Source organism: Xenorhabdus khoisanae, assembly GCF_001037465.1.
GTDB lineage: Bacteria > Pseudomonadota > Gammaproteobacteria > Enterobacterales > Enterobacteriaceae > Xenorhabdus > Xenorhabdus khoisanae.
In genome coordinates, this window is record NZ_LFCV01000099.1 from 1 (window position 1) to 20,394 (window position 20,394).

Sequence of the window (20,394 nt, forward strand, 5' to 3'; positions counted from 1 at the left end):
GTAAAACTGAGTATATAATTGATGTAAATATTCACTCTAGCACATATATGAAAAAGTTAATTATTCTATTATTACACAATGTTATTCTTCTAAAATAAAAATGCCATGTGTAATAAAATACCTATACTTAATTTTTTATATCCTATAAATAAAATGAGGCAAAAAAAATCATGAGTAATTTTTCCACGGAAACTGTAAGCCTAAAATCATTAATATTAAATATTGATTCTCCTTTTTTAGCTGTCCCGTCATCATCTGATGATTTTCCAGCAAAAATATATACTAAAGTAACAGCTACTGTGAGAGATATACATGGAAATCCTTTATCTGGAAAAAAAATATTTGTTTCAAGTGACTCAAGAGCTAGTTTGGAAGAAATAATAATCTATGATTCTGATCATACTACAGAAATCAAGCTTCAATCCGGTGGGGATTATGAAGGTTTCCTTGTTAAAACAGATCAAAATGGCAATATCTTATTTTTCATTCATCCGATTAAATCAGAGGGATTAAAACTTAAGCTCTTTTCTCAAATATTAGGAACTACAAATACAGTCGCTGCAAACTATACCATCTATATAATTGGCAATACTTTACAAGAAATTCTAGAAAAATATCCAGAACCAGAGATATTTAATTCTTCTGGAATAAACTTAATATCACATGGAGAAAGCAAGTTTTCAGTTGAAATTCCGGATTATGATAGCCCTAAAGTTGGTGATTCTATTCTATTTTTTGTTAATGATAAATATACTAAATACTCTATTAATATTACGGACGAAAGTGATTCTGGAGGCTCTCTTAAACTGCCTTATGCAATTTTTGAAGAAAATGTTGTATCTTATTTTAGTTATATTGTTATCAGAGAAGCCGGGGAAATCGCTCAATATAAATCTAACCCATTAACTTTGATTTACAAAGGAAATTCAGAAAATAAGCCTTGGAATGATGTTGATAGAATATACGATACTTGCAAAGTTTATTCTAGTGGTGACACTCTTATAGACGAATATGATGTTGTTAACGATGCTACTATAGCTGAGAGTAACCCAAGTAATGCAGGTTTATTTGTTAGAATAACAGGAACTAATGATCCTAATGACAGCAGTAAAGTATTTTTTGGGTCTGAAGTTAAATTAAACTTGTATATTAACTCTAGCACTAGAAAAATCACGCATACTTTTACTGGTACAATGCCAATTCACCCTGATGATGCAGGAGGGAATACCGCTACGTTATTAATAAGTATAGATCATAACTATTTGAATAATGATATGGGATACGAAAGTGGGGAAAATGGTTCAATCTTCTTTGATTATCAGGTAGGGGATGATACTGATATTGATGTCGCATATGGTGGAATTTGGCAAGGTGGTATAGACACAGATCCTTATGCCTGATAACGATTTAAAAAAAATCAGATAAAAAACATTATCCATAATAAATAATATTCTTAGTTCCTATAACAAATAGGAACTAAGAGAATTGAAAATAATAATATATCAATAAGCACAAAATTAATTTTATAAAGTTTTCAAATGGAGTAATATAATGAACAATACAGTTGCATTTCCTCCTACTAACTATAGTGTTATTAAAGGGCAAATTCTAATAATAAATGTAAATTTAACATCTGATAATCCAATATCTCCTAATACGTATATCTACTTGGAAAATCGAAATAATGCCACACTAGAATATCCTATCCCTAATATATCTCTTTCTTCAGATGAAAAAACAGGAACATTTACCGTTCAATTAAGGATATCATCAACAGTGAATAGTGGTGATACTATCAGTTTTGATATAGTTCCATCCTCTGATTCAGCGATCTTTCCTTCATTAAATAATATTCAATATACTGTCAGAACATTAAATAATGATTCTTTGCATCTGAATTTTGATGTAACTTCTTTAGAAGTACCTACTAGTGAAAATACGCCACCTAATGGAAAAATATTTACTCGTGTAAGCACGCTGATTAAAGATGAAAATAACCGTATAATTCCCTATCTTGCTGTGTTAATAAATACAGATGATGATCGAAATCTGGATAAAATTAACATATATGAATCGGATAAAGCCACACAAATAGAAACTCAGAATTTTTCCTATTACAAAGGGATATATTTAGCTTCAGATAAAAATGGTAGATTAGCTTTCTATATTTATCCTAAAAAAGATGAAGCTTTAATTCTAAATTTAAACTCTCAAATTTTTGGGGTTGGAGGTGCAGAGCCTTCAGCTAATACATTAAACATTACTCACAGCGATCCTGCTGGTGTAATACATAAATTAGCCCCCCCTGAAATTGAAGGGTTTAACGGTGGAGAATTAGTAAACCACGGTGACACATATTTTTATGTTAAAATACCAAGTTATTTGGGTGCAAGAAAAACTGATACAATTAAATTCTATGTTAATAGTCAAGATGCTGGCGTTGATTATCCGCTTGTAACTACAACTAAATTAGATAATTTCTCTATACCATTACCTTATTATATCTTTCCAGTTGGAGAAGTAACTGAATTTTATTATAAAATAATTCATACTAATAGTGCTAATACTTTAATATCAAATCCCTTAGAACTAACCTACACGGGTGAACCATGGCCAGCTCCCGTTTATTATGATAAATGTGTGGTTTATTCTAGTTTTGGGGCAGGAGATCCTAGTAACCTCATAGAAGATTTTGATAATACAGACTGTGTTGATATTAAATACAATAATATTGTGAACTGTGATAACATATCTAATTATAGCAATAATAAAGATGAGACAGGGTTATTTGTGCAGATCACAGGATCTAACGATCCAAATGATAAAACCAAACCACCTTTGGGTTCAAAAATAAGATTACACTTACAAATTAACGCAAAATATAGAACTGTTGATCAATGGATAGATGGTTCAATACCAGAGCAAGTGGGATCTGATGGTGTGACAGCAGTAGGAACAATAGGTATTCCATATTCTTACTTGACAGGATGTTCTGAATATGAGAATTGTCATACAGGAATGATTCAGATTACGTATTATATTGATAGCAATGGTAAGCCTTCCCATACAAGAGCCTGGAAAGGAAGAATTTCCACTGCGCTTGCAGGAACGCCCCCAGACTGTACACCATATTAATAAGAAAACAGAGATACCTTACCCGTTTTCTTTGTACTTGGAGTGTAAATCAGGCTGATAATATGCTTAAAGCTGCCCGTCACAATCTTTTGTGCGCGGGTTTTATAAAAATTTTATTTTTTAATTATGCGATAATTAATTTAAATCAGTTTAGTAAATAATTTTCTTAATTTATAGTTCATCGGTTAATATTAAAAACCATCAGAAAACTATTTTTCTTTATTTAAATTTAATTACAGAGGATCATTCGAGTAAAACACCTTGCAATATAAAAACACCCTACATTTATTATTAAATAGTGTTATTGGTTAACCATCACGTTAAAGGAAAAATAATTTTTCATTCATTATTCCGATAGCTTATTTTCATTAGTTTTCAAAAAAAATCTCATGTAAATTGTATACCGAGAAACATGATGCCATATAATATTATAAGAGGAATAAGCCATGAGTTTTCTATCTGCACCTATATTACCTCAAGCTGTAGGTGGTGTTTTAGACAAATCTAAAATAAGCGATAATACTATTAAAGTAGCGATACCAAAATACGAAGGTATTGCTGAAAAAGATATCATTACGCTTCATTTTACATCAGGCACACCTATTGTTTATAAACTCCCTAATCCTGAAAAATTAGATGATCCATTTATCATTCCCAATATAGATAAATCACAAGTTCCGGATGGAGAATATAATCTGTACTATCTTGTTCGACATATTACCTCAGTCGATTCTAGATTCTCAGATGCTATATCCGTAAAAGTTATCGATGGCACATCAACACAACCCCCCGTAAAACCATCAACCGACGTTCCCTTTTTCGTCATAGGTGCCCGCTCTACCCTTTACAGCACGGCTAATGCCCTCTATGGGCCACAACGCCTGACCGCCTGGGATAAGGACAATAAACCAGCGGAGGTAAACTGGACATATGCCGGTAAAACAAAAACCGACAGATCCTGGCAGAAGACTACTTCACATTATTTCTACGATGTCGCTCCCCATTTACCACTAATCGCGTCTTTAGGAGACCATCAGGTCACACTAAACCCACTCAACATTTTCGGTAATGGGGGTACATCCGATAGCCTTTATGCCACCCAACCCACTGCCCCTAGAAATGAAGCACTACCTTTCGGTCTTCCGGAAGATTTCTCCTCTAGTTTTGCTGCATTGCTCGATAACAAGGGATTGGTAACCTGGGGGAATATGAATTCTCGTAATCTGGGTCTTGTCGCCAGAAATGTGAAGAAAGTTGCAGCCTCCGGGGTCGGTTATGTGGCTCTGAGTGCAGATGGCAGCCTGTCATTCTGGGGAGTACCAAACGATATAGGCTTATCCGTACCTTCCGGTAATGATTACGTTGATGTCGGTATAGGAAGCACATCCCTTATCGCTCTGAGATCTAACGGGTATTATGCTGTCTCGGGATTTAATGAAGGAGTAGGAGTAACAAACTATCTGGGAGCTACCGATAGTGTTCTCCTCTTCGGAAATGACACCGGTGTCTTTGGTTTTAATACTGACACTGCGGAAGCTACCTGGTGGGTTAGCAGCTATGCCGGAGGGCAACCCCACTGGCCCCTTAATTCACTGGGCAGTAATTACGTACATCCCCGTGCCATTGTCCCCGCAAATAACGGTGCGATTTTTATCGGACAAAATGGTAGTGCGGAATTTTGGCCGCCTCCACTTGTTCCCGCAAAAAATCCGGCAGGAAATAGGGGCCCATTAGTCGCTAATAATGTTATACAAGCGGTCTATTCCATTGATTGGTCCGGCTTTGGAACAGGAGCTGCTTGTCTGGATGATTCGGAGCAAATCTATCTTGATTCTTCAGGGATTATTAGTACTGGTGTCGCAGATATGTCAGGCAATAGGCAAACGCTCATTTTAAGGTACAACGATGGTAGTGTCGATGCATTCGGTAAAGATCACAGAATAGTGCCCCCAGAACTACGAAGTAAAAATAATGTCGTTCAGGTCACATGTACATCTCAAGCCTATGCCGCATTGCATCAGGATGGCACAGTCACCGTTTGGGGTGACCCTAACTATGGCGGCGCTATTGATTATTCAGTCAGTTCTCAGCTGCATAATGTAAGAGCTATCTACGCCACAGGGAAAGCGTTTGCGGCTCTAACATCAGATAATAGAGTTGTTACTTGGGGAGAGAATATCGGCGGCGGAAATAGTGATGCTGTTCAAAGCCTTCTTAATGGGAATATTAGTTATTATGCCTAATAAAACATAAGCCTAAAAATAAGGTGGATACGATAATAATCGCTTCACTCTGAAATAACAGGCGCAATCAAGATGTCTGAAAACAGAAAAATCAGGTTGCGCCTGCTCCAATACCTAATATCACCATTATGGTGCACTCTCGTGCTTGATTATCCCCAATTTAGTGCAATCACATCTAAAAAGTGCTGTTTATCTGTTCACATTTCGCCACCAAAAAATTCATTCATTGATATTAAGCGCTTTTAAAAAGTTGGCACACTTTTCGCATTGTTTTTTTGCAATAGAAATAGAAATTGCAAGATAAGACTGCATTCCCTGCATCGTTTTATCCAGCCGACGTAAACCAGGAGAGCTTAGTATGTCCGTTGAACATGTTTTGTCCATGATTGAAGAACATCAGGTGAAATTTATTGACTTACGTTTTACTGATACTAAAGGTAAAGAGCAACATATCACCATTCCTGCCCACCAAGTTGATGAAGATTTCTTTGAAGATGGCAAAATGTTTGATGGTTCATCTATTGGTGGCTGGAAAGGCATCAATGAATCCGACATGGTGTTAATGCCGGACCCAAGCACTGCAATGCTTGACCCATTCTTTAATGATGCCACGCTCATTCTGCGCTGCGATATTCTGGAACCCGGCACAATGCAAGGCTATGACCGCGATCCTCGCTCTATTGCAAAACGCGCGGAAGATTTCTTACGTGCAAGCGACATTGCAGATACGGTGCTATTTGGGCCAGAACCCGAATTTTTCCTGTTCGAGGATATCCGTTTTGGCAGTTCCATCTCTGGTTCTTATTACTATATTGATGATACCGAAGCTGCATGGAACAGCGGTACACATTATGAAGCCGGTAACAAAGGCCATCGTCCCGGCATCAAAGGGGGCTATTTCCCTGTTCCGCCAGTCGATTCTTCCCAAGATCTGCGTTCAGCCATGTGCCTGACAATGGAAAAAATGGGGCTGGTGGTTGAAGCTCACCACCATGAAGTTGCAACTGCCGGACAAAATGAAGTCGCCACCCGCTTTAATACAATGACCAAAAAAGCGGATGAGACTCAGATTTATAAGTATGTGGTGCATAATGTGGCCCATAAATTTGGCAAAACTGCGACATTTATGCCAAAACCGCTGGTGGGAGATAACGGCTCTGGTATGCACTGCCATATGTCGCTGTCCAAAAATGGCACCAATCTGTTTGCTGGTGACAAATACGGCGGTTTGTCCGAGATGGCCCTGTACTATATCGGCGGTATCATCAAACATGCCCGTGCATTGAATGCCTTTACCAACCCAACAACCAACTCATACAAGCGTCTGGTGCCCGGTTTTGAAGCCCCGGTCATGCTGGCTTATTCTGCCCGCAACCGTTCTGCTTCTATCCGTATTCCGGTTGTGTCCAGTACTAAAGCCCGCCGTATTGAAGTGCGTTTCCCTGATCCTGCGGCTAACCCTTATCTGGCCTTCTCTGCCCTGTTGATGGCGGGTCTGGACGGTATCATCAACAAAATTCATCCGGGTGATGCGATGGATAAGAATTTGTATGACCTGCCAGCAGAAGAAGCGCAAGAGATCCCAACAGTGGCCTCTTCTCTGGAAGACGCTCTGGCTGCTCTGGATGCAGACCGCGAATTCCTGACACGCGCCGGTGTTTTCACTGATGATTCAATTGATGCTTATATCAACTTATTGAATGGTGAAATTGAACGCGTTCGCATGACTCCGCATCCTCTGGAGTTTGAACTGTATTACAGCGTGTAATGCTTTATAGCGTGCTTGATGGCATTGCTGTTGTTCCTTTTTTGTTGCCGTGAAACTTTTGGCCCATCTTCGGATGGGCTCTTTTACATACTGAACAGAGGAACTCATTGAGTTATGCTGAAATAAGCTACAATGCACCAAAAACGTGCAGAGATTGAATGACGATGGCTGATTTACCCAAAGCAGAACAAATTCTCGACTCACTGATAAACAGCGTATTGGTGCTGGATAATGATTTGATTATCCACTACGCCAATCATTCCGCTATGCAGCTTTTGGCACAAAGTACGCGTAAATTATTTGGTACGCCTCTTCCCATTCTGTTTGGCTATATTTCTCTGGATACAGAATTGATGCGTGCCAGTTTGATCAACGGACATGGTTTTACCGATAACGAAGTTATTCTGGTGATCAACAATCACTCTCATGTGATGTCGCTCAGTGCCCAACCAATTTCCGAACAGTTTATCCTGCTGGAACTGGCGCCTATGGACAGTCAACGCCGTTTAAGCCAAGAGCAGATTCAACAAGCACAGCAGGCGGCTGCGCGGGAATTGGTTCGGGGGCTGGCACATGAAATAAAAAATCCCCTTGGAGGACTGCGGGGAGCCGCGCAATTACTTGCCAAGGCGTTACCCGATCCTGCCTTGCGGGAATATACCCAAGTGATTATTGAACAAGCCGACAGGCTACGCGGCCTTGTTGATCGCTTATTGGGGCCACAGCATCCGGGTGCTCAAACCAGTCAGAGCATTCATCATGTCGTCGAGCGCGTTTATCAATTAGTTGCGCTGGAAATGCCCTCCAATGTCACTCTGACCAAAGATTATGATCCCAGTCTGCCAGAACTGGCTCACTATCCTGACCAAATTGAGCAGGTGTTATTGAATATCACCCGCAATGCGCTACAGGCACTGGGGGAAAAAGGGGGCACTATCACACTGAGAACGCGAACCGCATTCCAGATTACTTTACAGGGTGAGCGCTACCGTCTGGCTGCCAGAATTGATATTAAAGATGACGGACCTGGTGTTCCGCCCAATATTCAGGATACGCTGTTTTACCCTATGGTCAGCGGGCATAAAGGTGGCACTGGACTTGGGCTATCCATCGCCCGTAATCTTATCGACCAACATGCTGGCAAAATCGAATTCACCAGTTGGCCGGGGCATACGGAATTTTCCATTTACCTGCCTATCAAGAAATAACCATTCAAGAAGCAGAGGGTGACAATGCAACGAGGAAAAGTCTGGGTCGTTGATGACGACAGTTCTATCCGCTGGGTACTGGAACGGGCGCTGAGTGGCGCGGGGATGGCGTGTACCTGTTTTGAAAATGCCGATACTGTGCTGGCTGCACTCTCTCAGGACTGTCCTGAAGTGCTTCTGTCAGATATCCGCATGCCCGGTTTCGACGGGCTGAGCCTGCTTAGTCAGATCAAACAGAGCCATCCACAGCTTCCGGTCATCATTATGACCGCCCATTCTGATCTGGATGCCGCCGTCAGTGCCTATCAACATGGTGCGTTCGATTATCTGCCAAAACCCTTTGATATTGATGAAACTGTCGCGCTGGTTGAACGGGCGCTGAATCACTATCGCGAACAACATCAATCCTCCTCTAACCCGCAAGTGGCGGCATCTGTTTCAGATATAATCGGAGAAGCCCCCTCTATGCAGGAGGTATACCGGATTATCGGTCGGCTTTCCCGTTCTTCCATCAGTGTATTAATCAATGGGGAGTCCGGCACAGGAAAAGAGCTGGTTGCCCATGCCCTGCACCGCCACAGCCCACGCGCTTCTGCGCCATTTATTGCCCTGAATATGGCGGCAATCCCGAAAGACTTGATTGAATCTGAACTGTTTGGTCATGAAAAAGGCGCTTTTACAGGCGCTAATCAAGTGCGGCACGGGCGTTTTGAACAAGCCAATGGCGGCTCGCTGTTTTTGGATGAAATCGGTGATATGCCACTGGATATCCAAACCCGTTTATTGCGCGTTTTGGCTGAGGGACAATTTTATCGGGTCGGCGGTTATGCGCCAGTGAAGGTTGATGTCCGTATTATTGCGGCGACTCACCAGAATCTTGAACAACGCGTTGCGGAAGGCAAGTTCCGGGAAGATCTCTACCATCGCCTGAATGTTATCCGTGTTCAATTGCCCCCCTTGCGGGACAGAGTGGAAGATATTCCTCGTCTGGCCCACCATTTCCTGCAACAAACCGCGATAGAACTGGGTGTTGAAGCCAAAGTGCTGCATCCTAATACTGAACTTGCTTTGATGCGCCTGCCGTGGTCAGGAAATGTGCGCCAGTTGGAAAACGTCTGCCGCTGGCTGACCGTCATGGCGGCCAGTAAGGAAGTGCTGGTACAGGATTTGCCTGCTGATCTGATTGGGAATCAGACTACAGAACAAACAGGAAATGCGCCTGTTTCTCACTCTGCCGCACCTGAAAATTGGTCGCATCTGTTAGCAGCATGGGCGCAACATGCGCTAAAAGAGGGAAAAACCGATCTTCTTTCTGATGCTCTGCCATTGCTGGAACGCACTCTGCTTAATTGCGCACTGGAATATACAAATGGCCATAAACAGGAAGCCGCCCGTTTGCTGGGTTGGGGAAGGAATACAATAACGCGGAAATTGAAGGAGTTGGGGTTGGAATAGATCTCCATGAAAACGAAAGCTTATAGCATCCTGTTTGTTGTGATTCCCAAAAGTCCGCAATATTCGTCATAACTTACTGTAACCATGCGATGCTTAACCTATCCGAAACTTCATAAATGATGATAAGTTGTGTGCTTTTAATCCGATAACCATTTCAAATTCTGTGTTTACAGTTTATCAAAAAAGGGGTACTTTGTACTCCAGCGTGGACGGAGGTTTTGCCAGTGAGTCATGCAATAGAGTTTATCGAAACTACGATGTTCACCCGGCAGATAAAACAGATTGCCACGGATGACGAACTCAAAGAGCTGCAATGCGAACTGATAGAGTCACCGGATAAAGGGGATCTTATACGGGACACAGGTGGATTGAGAAAAATCAGGATGGCGACAGGCTCACAGGGGAAAAGTGGCAGTATCAGAGTTATTTACTTTCTGGCGACAGAAGAGATTATATATCTGGTTATGGCCTATCCGAAAAATACCAAAGATGATCTAACTAATGCCGAAAAAGCAGAATTGAAAAAACTGACCAAGTTACTGAAAAATGAGGTGTAATATGAATTTTTTTGACGAGTTGAAAGCATCTCTTGAAGAAGCGGTCGACATCAAACAAGGCAAGAAAGCCGCAGCGCGTGTCACCCGCTACGAAGTTGCTGATGTAAAAGCTATTCGTACCCAGCTGAACATTTCACAAGCAGATATGGCGGCAGCACTTGGCACTAGTCTCGATACGATTAAGAGCTGGGAGCAAAAGCGTAGAAACCCTACAGGTCTGGCGGCAAAGGTGTTGGCGATTATCCAAGATGACCCTAATTTCTTTACAGTGTTGGCATCACATTAAATAGAAGAAACGCGTTCTGTGATGTTCTGGTTACGAACATTTGCATCCAGAACATCATCATTCTCGTTTTTTTGAATGTAAACGCGGTCAGTGTCGAACTCAAACTCAACAGGTAATCTAACTGCCTGATTATGCCCATCACAATGGCATAGTAATTCATATCACCCGCGAAAACTGCCTCTGACGCATTTGGTTACGCAGGTAGCTATCAAAACACATGCAAATATTACGGATCAGTAAGCGCCCTTTCGGGGATACCTGAATCTGCGATTCCGTCACTTTAACTAGCCCATCTTCCGCCAATGGAGCTAACAATTGCAGGTCTTCGGCAAAGTAATCAGCGAAATTCAGCCCATAACTCTGCTCGATCTCCGCAAAGTTCAGCCGGAAATTACAAATCAGCGCCTTGATAACATCACGACGAATACAATCATCCTGCGTCAGCGCCAAACCACGCCATAATGCCTGCCCCTGTGCTTCTACCGCCGCATGATAGGTTTTCAAATCTTTCTGGTTCTGGGCATAGCTGTCTCCCAACATACTGATGGCTGAGACGCCCATGCCAAGCAAATCGCATTCTCCCTGCGTGGTGTATCCCTGAAAATTACGGTGCAAAATACCTTCTCGCTGGGCAATCGCCAATTCATCATCAGGGCGGGCAAAGTGATCCATGCCAATAAATTGATACCCGTTATTTGTCAGGGTTGAAATTGTTTCCTGCAAAATATCCAGCTTTTGAGTCGCAGTCGGTAAGTCCTGTTCCTTGATCTTACGCTGCGCCGCAAATAAATTTGGCAAATGTGCGTAATTGAATACACTCAGGCGATCAGGCGACAGCGCCAACACGCGCTGCAATGTGAAAGCAAAGCTCTCTGGAGTTTGCTTCGGCAAGCCGTAAATCAAATCAATGCTGGTGGATGTAAAACCGATTTCACGGGCTTGGCTGACCAGTTCAAAAATAAATTCTTCATCCTGCTCGCGATTCACCAAACGCTGTACGTCTTTATTAAAATCCTGCACACCCATGCTAAGGCGGTTAAAACCTTCATGGCGCAGATGGTCAATCACATCAAGCTCAATTTCTCGCGGATCAATTTCAATGGAAAGTTCGGCATCAGGCAGAAAATGAAAATGGCTACGCAACATCGACATCAATCGGCTAATCTGCGCCTTATCCAGATAAGTCGGCGTACCTCCGCCCCAGTGCATCTGGCTGATTTTCCGCTGGGAAAATAATTCAGCCCGTGACGCAATCTCTTTTTCCAGCACATTCAGATATTCATCCGCTTTGTGCTTTTGGCGAGTAACCAACTTATTGCAGCCGCAGAAATAACACAGCTTATGGCAGAACGGGATATGAATATAGAGAGAAAGCGGTCGATTAGGATAACGGGCAGCAGCCTGAGAAAAAGCAGAATCATCATACTGCTGGTTAAACTCCAGGGCTGTTGGGTATGACGTATAACGAGGCCCTGAATAGTTGTATTTCTGGATCAAAGGCAGATCCCAAACAATGGCTTGCTCTGACATGCTTATTCCTTCCGCTGTTTTCGCCCATCAAAGCACAACTTTTTCATGGAGTTGAAATGTCGGGCCATGATGATATTGCGCAACCGACGTTTACGTCGCGATAGCTGCCATAGTTTACCCAATAACCACAATAAATAACATACTAATACTGTGGTTATTAGAATGAACCCGCCTTTTACGATCACAATCAATTGATACAGGGATTACTTACCCTTCAACAACTGCATGATATCTTCCTGCTGTTCCTCTTCGCTGTCGTCTTTCTCCAGATTGATACCCAGTTCTTCCATTAACGTATCAATGCGGTCGAGTATGTGGTCGACATAGGCATTGTCTTCCTGAGACAGTTTTTCACCCTGCTCAAGACGTGCCAACAAGTCATCCAGACGCTCATCATTTTCCAACATTTCCAGCTCTTCCTGCGGTGACAGGCGTGGCTTCTGTGTCTCCACAACCGGTTTAACTGCGGGTTTCACCGTGGTTTCTTTTTCACCGACGATCAGAGGGACGGGAACTTTACTGCCGATACGCGGATCTTTTTCCTGCTTGTCGCCTGAACGTTTTTTATCTCTGTCATTACCGTTACTCCGGCTGCCAATAGGGTTACCGCGACGCTTTTTCTCACGTTTACGTTCACGCCCTTCAGCATCCAGCTCTGCACGGCTTTTCTTTTTTTGCTTGCCAGCGGAAGGTTTCGCTGGTGATTTTTTCTTTAACGGGCTCATAGCTTGTGACTCAACTCTCTTTTATCAAGATATTTTCGGCGGAATCTAACAGAAACTACCTATAACATCCAATGTCATTCACTTATCGTTTAAAGTTCAGCTAATATTCTAAGGAATTTTAACTCAAATATTATGGTCATTAATCACCATGCGTTTTTTTGATACTTCTTCTTACCGCATGCCATTGTATCTTTGGGTCACTGGTTATGCTGTTTTATGGGTAATCGCAACTTATACTCTCGATCCCACCGTTCCTTATGACGCTGTAGAAGCATTAAACTGGGGTATAAATGGGGAATGGGGTTCTCCAAAAAACCCGTGGCTAGTCGGTGCCATAATGCTCCCGACTATCCATATCAGCAATATCTCTCTCAGCTTTTATTGGTATTTCACCCACTTTGTTGCCATTGCCATCGGTATGCTTGGTGTCTGGCAGCTCGCTTTTCGGCTAACAGGCAAAATTGTACTGGCATGGCTTGCCATGTTAACGCTGAACCTGTCAGGCATCATCAATTTCGATATCATTCCTTACAATGATAATTACCTTCTGGTCATGCTCTGGCCGTGGTCTCTGCTGTTTTTCCTGCGCGCGATTGACGATCATCCCAAATGGTGGCTGGCATTTGCGCTCACCACCGGGCTGGCAACGATGGGGAAATATTCTTCACTTGCCATCATCGGTTCTGTCTTTTTGCTCTCGCTGTTCATACCCAAAGTGCGCCGCAACTATCGGGAACCGCTGTTTTATCTCGCCCTTGTGCTGTGGTTCGCGCTGGTGTTACCGAACGTCTGGTGGCTGGTGCATAACGACTTTGCCGCATTTAAATGGGTAGATTCCCAAATCCAGAAAGGATTCAATCTACATACCACTCGCGCAATGTTCTCCGTGTTCTATCCATTGATCATTGTCAGTGTGATTATTTACCTGTTGGGTGGCAGGATTGGCTGGCCTAAACAACAGTCTAATGCGCTGGTCAATATCGTTATCCTGCTGCCTTTGCTGATTATTTATGGCTGGTTCTCTTTCAATCAGGGCGGGCGCATGACTGAGTGGGTACAGCCTTTTATGGTTGTTGCTCCCGCCTTGTTGGTGGGATCAATAACGGTTTATCCCCGCAAATCTCTGCAAGGTACGTTACGGGGATTGGCCGTGTTCGGTGTATTCGTTTTTATTGGTTATTCCAGCGTCATGATGGCGAATGTCCGTCATGCCGGGCAAAAATTTGTGGGGATAAAAACGTTTACCAGCCAACTTGATCAACGTTGGAATGAGCTGTACCCAACCCCTTTGCGCTATGTAGGCGGAGAATATCTGCATGAATGGCTGACGTTCTATAGTCACTACCGCCCAAAAACGATACAGCCTTGGGAATTAGACAAGGGTGCTCCGCCGAATATCTATAACCGTCATATCAAAGAGAACGATATCGTAGAACAGGGGGCATTATTGGTAGGAGAACGCGGCAAGAGCTGTGGAGAAGAAGATTTCCAACATACTATTCTGGAATGGCCTGCCTTGACGATTAGCCATAAAGAAGAGTTCTCTTTTCAGGCCCAACCCAGCGCTGAACCACAAACGGTCTGTATTGGTTTTGTCGCACCGAAAAATATTCAATAACCATCCAACAAAAAAAGCCTGACATGAATATTGTCAGGCTCGAGCCTGTTGATAAATAGAATTAAACCAAAACCTCTTATTGAGAAAAAATAGCAATTTAATTTATGAGATTGATTTTCAAAAAAACGAAATAACATGAATTAATCTTGTCATTAAATATAGTTGAATATTCGTTTAAAGTTCGTTTAACACATTTTAAAAAAGCCAGTGTAATATTATTACGAGAAGAAACCTGTTACACCAAAAATCATCTGAAACCATTAAATCCAAATCATTAAAAATAACTCCTACAGAGAGTAAACCCATTAAAAAATTATGAAAAGGAATACTTATGAAATTAAGCACAATAATCATGACTGTATCTATATTCAGTTTTCCTTTTATATCATTACATGCTGAGTCTGAGAGAAAATCCACTATAAACATAATTGATTGTAAGAAATTAGATGGAAAGCATGGTCAAAATGGTCAAGATGGAATACCTAATAGTAATTGTAAAAATGGAGGTAACGGTGGGGATGGGAAATATCCACGGCAATCAGGGGGTAACGGTGGCAACGGCGCATCTGGCGGTGGAAATGGTGGTAGTGGTGGCAATGGCGGTAGTGGTGGCAATGGCGGTAGTGGTGGCAATGGCGGTAGTGGTGGCAATGGCGGTAGTGGTGGCAATGGCGGGAATGGCGGGAATGGAGGTACAGGCCATAATTCTAACGGTGGTAAAGGAGGTGAAGGTGGTAAAGGCGGCTCAAACGGTGGGCATGATGGACACCGTGGTAAGGATGGGTAATTGTATTTTAAATAGAAATCCCGTATTAATTACGGGATTTCAGATTATTGACCCGTTATTTCATCTCAATCGTGTTTAGTGGGCATCCACAAACACCATTTTCAAGACAAACAGTAGCGTCACAACAATGACGCAAGGGCTAATCTCACGCCATTTACCTGTTCCCAACTTCATGGCGCAGTAGGCGATAAAACCCAACGCGATACCTTCAGTAATAGAGAAACTAAATGGCATCATCACGGCTGTAATAAAGGCAGGTACGGATTCAGTCAAATCATTCCATTTAACCCGTGTCAGGCTGGAAGTCATCAAAACACCGACATAAACCAACGCTCCCGCTGTGGCATAGGCAGGCACCATACTCGCTAATGGAGAGATAAACATCACCAGCAGGAATAAGATACCGACGACAATTGCCGTCAGGCCAGTACGCCCCCCCACAGAAACCCCGGAGGAACTTTCAATATAGGCAGTCACCGAGGAAGTTCCAATGTAAGACCCCGCTACCGAACTGATACTGTCCACATACAAGGCTTGTTTCATTCGCGGGAATTTGCCGCTGCTGTCCGCAATGCCTGCTTTATCCGTCACACCAATCAATGTACCGGAAGAGTCAAACAGGTTAACCAACATAAACGAGAAGATAACGCCCACTAAAGCGATATCTAAAGCCCCTTTCACATCGACGTTACCCACCACGCTCATCACGCTGGGTGGCAGGTCAAAAATACCGTAATACTTAACATGCCCCAGCATAAAGCCGATACCGGTTGTCACGACAATGGAAATCAACACCGCAGCATGAAAATTACGGGCCGCTAAAATGGCAATAATGAAAAAGCCCAGTGTACCCAAAAGAACGTTATGGGAAGCAAAATTGCCAATGGAAACGATCGTGTCGGGATTTGGCACGATAATGCCCGCATTTTTCAGCCCCATCATCGCAATAAAAAGGCCAATCCCACTGGTAATTCCCACTCGCAGGCTTAATGGAATATTGGCGATCATCCAGTAACGTACACGGAAGATAGTTAAAATCAACAATCCCACTGCGCCCCAGAAAATCGCGCCCATTGCAACCTGCCATGAGATCCCCATCGCGCCAACCACGACAAAGGCAAAAAATGCATTCAGCCCCATCGCGGGAGCAACAGCAACGGGTAAGTTCGCCATCAATCCCATCATAATGCTGCCAATTGCGGCAATGAAGCAGGTAGTGACAAATACCGCCTTAATATCCATTCCTGCCACGGCCAAAATTTGTGGGTTCACAAAGACGATATAAACCATGGTCAAGAAAGTCGTCAGCCCGGCGACCATTTCAGTACGAACCGTCGTGCCATGTTCCTCTAATTTAAACACGCGCTGAAGCAAGCCCTGACTATTCGCAGAGCCAGAAGTTATTGTGCTCATGTAATGTTGTTTCCTAAAAAACGAAGTTTTCGACTTATCCTACAGGAAACACATATAAATCGTTACCCTGAAATGAGGAAAAAAGAAAACGTTTGCGGCATGACTAATCAACAAGTTAATTAACATTATGATTCTTGGGGAGATTCATTGGATGGCGATATTTTATGCGTTATGATTTCTCTTTAATTTATCCCAAAAGAAAACAATACAACGCGTTAGAGCCTACTTGAATAGGCTCTAACATGTTTAAACAGACTCTTAATCTTTATCAGATAGTGAGTGTTCAGAAGAAACTTTGGATGGCAGAGAAGCAAGAATATCATTGAAGATATCTTTCCATTCATCTTCTCCGATATCCATTAATCCGAAGAAACGCAGAACAAAAGCGCCCTCCGCCGCTAAAAAAGCTAAACGTGCCTGACGGCCTTCCTCAGTCGTCGTATCCAAACCCGCAAGGCGTTCGCGATACCAAATTTGGGTTGATTTGAGATGCTCAGGCGTTTGTTGCAACGCGGCCAGTAATCCGGCGGCTTTTGCCGTCGAGGCTTCGTCAGATCGCATAGTCGCCTCAATATGTGCATGCACTGCGGTTAACGGTTGAGGATGATCGCCTGCCATTTTATGGAATTGTTCATCATAACTCGCTCCCCAACGCTCAAACATCGCATCAATAAGATTATCCTTGGTACTAAAACTGTATTGCACCCCACCTTTGGTAATACCGACGGCCTTTGCCAGTGCATCAATGGTAAGAGCCGCTGCGCCATGTGTTGTAACAATTTGTTCTGCTGCATCCAACAAAACTTCTCGATCAATTTTCTTGCGTCGTCCCATACTACTTCCTTTTAATTAAATACGTATGTATTTATAATAACTGGCAACAATTTCGTCAAGGTTCGACGGGCTTTTGTCTCCGAACCACATTGGTGAGTTTATGAGATCAAATATTCGCTGGCTTGTGCTAGCCATCATTTCCAGTGCGCTTTTCCTCGTTGTTATTGATATGACTGTTCTCTATACGGCCTTACCACGGCTGACACATGATTTACGCGCTTCTGCCTCTGAGAAGTTGTGGATCATGAATGCCTATACCTTAACGATTGCGGGCCTGCTTCCCGCGATGGGAGCATTGAGTGACCGTTTCGGAGCCAAAAAACTTTTTACCAGCGGGTTAGCGATTTTCGGCCTCACATCGCTGATGGCGGCATTTTCTCCCAACCCAGATACACTGATCGCAGCACGTGTTATTCTTGCCTTTGGCGCTGCCATGATGATGCCAGCGACGCTCGCGATAGTCCGCCAATCATTTGAAGACCCAGACGAACGAGCACTGGCCATCGGCATTTGGTCTGCCGTTGCTTCGGGAGGCGCGGCACTTGGCCCTGTCATCGGCGGGCTCCTGCTCGAATATTATTGGTGGGGTTCAGTTTTCCTGATTAATGTTCCAATCGTTATCATCGCACTTGGCTTCGCTCTGATCGTTATTGAAAAAAGCCGGAGCAATCCAGAACATACTTTCGACCTGCTTGCTTCCGTGCAAATCATGATCGGCTTAGTTAGCATTACCTATGCCATCAAGGAAATCAGTAAACCAGCCCCGTCACTGGCAACTGCGTTAGCCGTCGGCGCTATCGGACTTATTTTTACTACTATTTTTATTCGCCGACAGCTAAATTCACCCACCCCCATGATCGACTTCAAGCTTTTCAGCAACCGTACTTTTACTGTAGGAGTCATCGCAGCCTTTGTTTCCACGGCGGCATTGGTGGGTACAGAGCTTGCTGTTAGCCAGCGTTTTCAACTCGCTATGGGATTTTCTCCTCTGCAAGCTGGGCTATTTATCTTGCCTATTCCTATCGCTTCTTTTATTGCCGGCCCTTTGGCAGGGCTTGCTATACCAAAATGGGGTTCCGGGCGGATCATATGGCTTTCTCTCGCCCTCGCCGGGCTTGGCTCCTTTGGCTATCTCGTCAGCTTACAGTCCGGTATGTTCGTGCAAATTGTTGCATTTAGTGTGATTGGATTTGGTATCGGTGCCGCAATGACAGCCGCTTCTACTTCCATCATGCTCAATGCGCCAGAAGACAACGCGGGCACCGCCGCCTCTATTGAGGAAGTCGCCTACGAACTGGGGAGCTTGCTCGGAATCGCTGTTCTAGGCAGCCTGATGGTAGCGGTCTATTCTGCATCGTTCACCCTTCCGGCTGATATGGGCGTATCGGATCTTGCGCGAAACAGCATTGATGAAGCCCTTATCGCCGCAGAAGGGTTAAAAGGAGACGCAGCGTCATCGCTGATCCATGCGGCAAAACAGGCCTTTAATCACTCATTTCTGTCAGTGCTGATCGCGGCAGGTACATTATTGTTGTTGACTGCTGCAATAATTGCGATGCCCAGAAGAAGTAAACTTCATTAATAAGTTGGTCAATTAACAACAATAAGAGGTATGAGCCACCATGCTCTGTACCTCTTATTTATTTTTAATCACTTTATGCCAAGCCCAAAAGCAGTGTAGTTCTCTGAGATGCTGACAGTAATACTCTGTATTTAACATAAAGAATATCAGTAAGAAATCGAAAGCAATAATGCCTAAAGAAATATTACTGTAATCCAGCATACACACAGCAAATTTCAGACCCACCAATAACGCAAAAATAGCGATAAAAAGATAACGGGCCAAAGCTAACATCTTAAAACCCAATGTCACTCCGCGATGTGTCAGCAAGATGGGCAAAGGAGCAAAGACAATTGCGGCTCCGACTACAAAAAATAAGATAGGCAGATCATCTCTGTTATCAAAGTTAGAGAACAACATAAATGTTGCCATCACATAAGCTTTCGTCAATAAAATCGTCATTAGTAATGTCATCAATAACGCTTTTTTTGGAATACCGAAATCCAACAGATGCTGATATTTATTCACTCTTTTTTCTGTCAGCAAAGTAAGATCTTTTTTCTCCACACGTTGGTTAAGCTCATAACTGATTTTGAGTGTGTTATTGAGATTGATGTTTAACACACTATATTGCCAGAAAAGCGTGAATATATTTTTCTTTTTAGTCACCATATTTTCTTTAATAACATCAGAACTATTCTTTATCTGTCTCCGCAGGATATGGTTTGTAGTTTTAAACCACAAAATTTCAGTCATAGCCTGAGAGAAAGCCAGACTATTAATGATCACACGATTCGAGAAAAAATTGAAAAAGACAATGGTGAGCAAATACCATTCGTGGTGCATATAATAGACAAAATAATCAAGTGCAAGAATGGCGAACGTAAAGATAATGCTGAGTGTATTCAGTATATTCAGGGTTTTTAAAGCTGAAATATTTCCTCTGTAAGCATAAAATGCTAATAAAGAGATCACCGAAATAATAAACATATTGCAGGAACGTTGGAAACCTGCAATATCATAGGAAAAATAAAATCCATAAAAAACAATGACCAATATGATATAAGAAACAAATATCAGTATAGGAAACAAAGCCAGTAATATGCTTTCTTCAGAAGAGCGATTGATGGCTGTTTTATCTTTAAGCCTGACGATATCAGGTTCTTCGATAAGAGAAGAATCAGCGCTTTTGATTCTGCCTTCAATGCTTCTATATAAAATCAAAAGACGTCTGAATTGGTTGTTAGTTAGCATTTCAGTTAAATTCATAAATC

16 protein-coding genes are annotated in these 20,394 nt (G+C 42.7%); 11 read left to right on the top strand and 5 right to left on the bottom strand.

Features of this window, described 5'->3' with window-relative positions:
- Positions 1–170 precede the first annotated feature (170 nt).
- The 8 genes from AB204_RS14285 to nadS all read left to right on the top strand — a co-directional run bounded on the left by AB204_RS14285 (position 171) and on the right by nadS (position 10,652).
- The gene (locus AB204_RS14285) at positions 171–1,400 is read left to right on the top strand and encodes an Ig-like domain-containing protein (RefSeq protein WP_047964043.1); all 1,230 of its coding nucleotides are present in this window, start codon (positions 171–173) and stop codon (positions 1,398–1,400) included.
- Between the two features lie 151 nt (positions 1,401–1,551).
- Positions 1,552–3,135, top strand: a complete 1,584-nt coding sequence (locus AB204_RS14290; protein WP_047964044.1) for a hypothetical protein — start codon at positions 1,552–1,554, stop codon at positions 3,133–3,135.
- A 446-nt stretch (positions 3,136–3,581) separates the two neighbouring features.
- Positions 3,582–5,378, top strand: coding sequence for an RCC1 domain-containing protein (locus tag AB204_RS14295; RefSeq protein ID WP_047964045.1), 1,797 nt, complete (start codon positions 3,582–3,584; stop codon positions 5,376–5,378).
- 358 nt (positions 5,379–5,736) lie between these two features.
- Positions 5,737–7,146, top strand: a complete 1,410-nt coding sequence (gene glnA / locus AB204_RS14300; RefSeq protein WP_047964046.1) for a glutamate--ammonia ligase — start codon at positions 5,737–5,739, stop codon at positions 7,144–7,146.
- Positions 7,147–7,304: 158 nt separating this feature from the next.
- Positions 7,305–8,354, top strand: coding sequence for a nitrogen regulation protein NR(II) (glnL, locus tag AB204_RS14305; RefSeq protein WP_047964047.1), 1,050 nt, complete (start codon positions 7,305–7,307; stop codon positions 8,352–8,354).
- Between the two features lie 24 nt (positions 8,355–8,378).
- Positions 8,379–9,809 carry a nitrogen regulation protein NR(I) gene (gene glnG / locus AB204_RS14310; RefSeq protein ID WP_047964048.1) on the top strand — a complete coding sequence of 477 codons (1,431 nt, stop codon included), beginning with the start codon at positions 8,379–8,381 and terminating at the stop codon, positions 9,807–9,809.
- A gap of 224 nt (positions 9,810–10,033) precedes the next feature.
- Positions 10,034–10,366: a type II toxin-antitoxin system RelE/ParE family toxin gene (locus AB204_RS14315; protein WP_047964049.1), complete on the top strand. Its 333-nt coding sequence runs from the start codon at positions 10,034–10,036 to the stop codon at positions 10,364–10,366.
- Position 10,367: 1 nt separating this feature from the next.
- Entirely contained in the window at positions 10,368–10,652 is a 285-nt protein-coding gene (nadS, locus tag AB204_RS14320; RefSeq protein WP_047964050.1) for a NadS family protein, read from the top strand.
- Positions 10,653–10,808: 156 nt separating this feature from the next.
- Here the strand turns inward: nadS and hemN are convergent, their stop codons facing one another.
- Together hemN and yihI are read right to left on the bottom strand one after the other, a co-directional pair.
- Positions 10,809–12,182, bottom strand: coding sequence for an oxygen-independent coproporphyrinogen III oxidase (hemN, locus tag AB204_RS14325; protein ID WP_047964051.1), 1,374 nt, complete (start codon positions 12,180–12,182; stop codon positions 10,809–10,811).
- A 203-nt stretch (positions 12,183–12,385) separates the two neighbouring features.
- Positions 12,386–12,907 (bottom strand): Der GTPase-activating protein YihI, encoded by a 522-nt coding sequence (gene yihI, locus AB204_RS14330; protein WP_047964052.1) that lies wholly within the window; start codon positions 12,905–12,907, stop codon positions 12,386–12,388.
- A 148-nt stretch (positions 12,908–13,055) separates the two neighbouring features.
- Here yihI and AB204_RS14335 point away from each other — a divergent pair, with 148 nt between their 5' ends.
- Positions 13,056–14,525: a glycosyltransferase family 39 protein gene (locus AB204_RS14335; protein WP_047964053.1), complete on the top strand. Its 1,470-nt coding sequence runs from the start codon at positions 13,056–13,058 to the stop codon at positions 14,523–14,525.
- Between the two features lie 331 nt (positions 14,526–14,856).
- Positions 14,857–15,312: a hypothetical protein gene (locus AB204_RS23230; RefSeq protein ID WP_072061450.1), complete on the top strand. Its 456-nt coding sequence runs from the start codon at positions 14,857–14,859 to the stop codon at positions 15,310–15,312.
- A gap of 75 nt (positions 15,313–15,387) precedes the next feature.
- Here the strand turns inward: AB204_RS23230 and AB204_RS14345 are convergent, their stop codons facing one another.
- Positions 15,388–16,725, bottom strand: a complete 1,338-nt coding sequence (locus AB204_RS14345; RefSeq protein WP_047964055.1) for an NCS2 family permease — start codon at positions 16,723–16,725, stop codon at positions 15,388–15,390.
- A 258-nt stretch (positions 16,726–16,983) separates the two neighbouring features.
- A complete protein-coding gene (locus tag AB204_RS14350; protein ID WP_047964056.1) occupies positions 16,984–17,559 on the bottom strand; it encodes a TetR/AcrR family transcriptional regulator in 576 nt (191 codons plus the stop codon).
- A gap of 100 nt (positions 17,560–17,659) precedes the next feature.
- Between AB204_RS14350 and AB204_RS14355 the strand changes: the two genes are divergently transcribed.
- Positions 17,660–19,141, top strand: coding sequence for an MFS transporter (locus AB204_RS14355; RefSeq protein ID WP_047964057.1), 1,482 nt, complete (start codon positions 17,660–17,662; stop codon positions 19,139–19,141).
- 54 nt (positions 19,142–19,195) lie between these two features.
- Here AB204_RS14355 and AB204_RS14360 read toward each other — a convergent pair whose 3' ends face one another.
- Complete coding sequence (locus tag AB204_RS14360) at positions 19,196–20,389, bottom strand: hypothetical protein (protein WP_047964058.1); 1,194 nt, start codon at positions 20,387–20,389, stop codon at positions 19,196–19,198.
- Between the last annotated feature and the right edge of the window lie 5 nt (positions 20,390–20,394).

Excerpts from the sequence above, each read along its gene's own strand:
- AB204_RS14360 (WP_047964058.1), bottom strand. The coding sequence starts at position 20,389 with ATGAATTTAACTGAAATGCTAACTAACAACCAATTCAGACGTCTTTTG.
- AB204_RS23230 (WP_072061450.1), top strand. The coding sequence starts at position 14,857 with ATGAAATTAAGCACAATAATCATGACTGTATCTATATTCAGTTTTCCT.
- AB204_RS14295 (WP_047964045.1), top strand. The coding sequence starts at position 3,582 with ATGAGTTTTCTATCTGCACCTATATTACCTCAAGCTGTAGGTGGTGTT.
- AB204_RS14355 (WP_047964057.1), top strand. The coding sequence starts at position 17,660 with ATGAGATCAAATATTCGCTGGCTTGTGCTAGCCATCATTTCCAGTGCG.
- nadS (WP_047964050.1), top strand. The coding sequence starts at position 10,368 with ATGAATTTTTTTGACGAGTTGAAAGCATCTCTTGAAGAAGCGGTCGAC.
- AB204_RS14345 (WP_047964055.1), bottom strand. The coding sequence starts at position 16,725 with ATGAGCACAATAACTTCTGGCTCTGCGAATAGTCAGGGCTTGCTTCAG.
- AB204_RS14290 (WP_047964044.1), top strand. The coding sequence starts at position 1,552 with ATGAACAATACAGTTGCATTTCCTCCTACTAACTATAGTGTTATTAAA.
- glnG (WP_047964048.1), top strand. The coding sequence starts at position 8,379 with ATGCAACGAGGAAAAGTCTGGGTCGTTGATGACGACAGTTCTATCCGC.
- AB204_RS14350 (WP_047964056.1), bottom strand. The coding sequence starts at position 17,559 with ATGGGACGACGCAAGAAAATTGATCGAGAAGTTTTGTTGGATGCAGCA.
- yihI (WP_047964052.1), bottom strand. The coding sequence starts at position 12,907 with ATGAGCCCGTTAAAGAAAAAATCACCAGCGAAACCTTCCGCTGGCAAG.
- glnA (WP_047964046.1), top strand. The coding sequence starts at position 5,737 with ATGTCCGTTGAACATGTTTTGTCCATGATTGAAGAACATCAGGTGAAA.
- hemN (WP_047964051.1), bottom strand. The coding sequence starts at position 12,182 with ATGTCAGAGCAAGCCATTGTTTGGGATCTGCCTTTGATCCAGAAATAC.
- AB204_RS14285 (WP_047964043.1), top strand. The coding sequence starts at position 171 with ATGAGTAATTTTTCCACGGAAACTGTAAGCCTAAAATCATTAATATTA.
- glnL (WP_047964047.1), top strand. The coding sequence starts at position 7,305 with ATGACGATGGCTGATTTACCCAAAGCAGAACAAATTCTCGACTCACTG.
- AB204_RS14335 (WP_047964053.1), top strand. The coding sequence starts at position 13,056 with ATGCGTTTTTTTGATACTTCTTCTTACCGCATGCCATTGTATCTTTGG.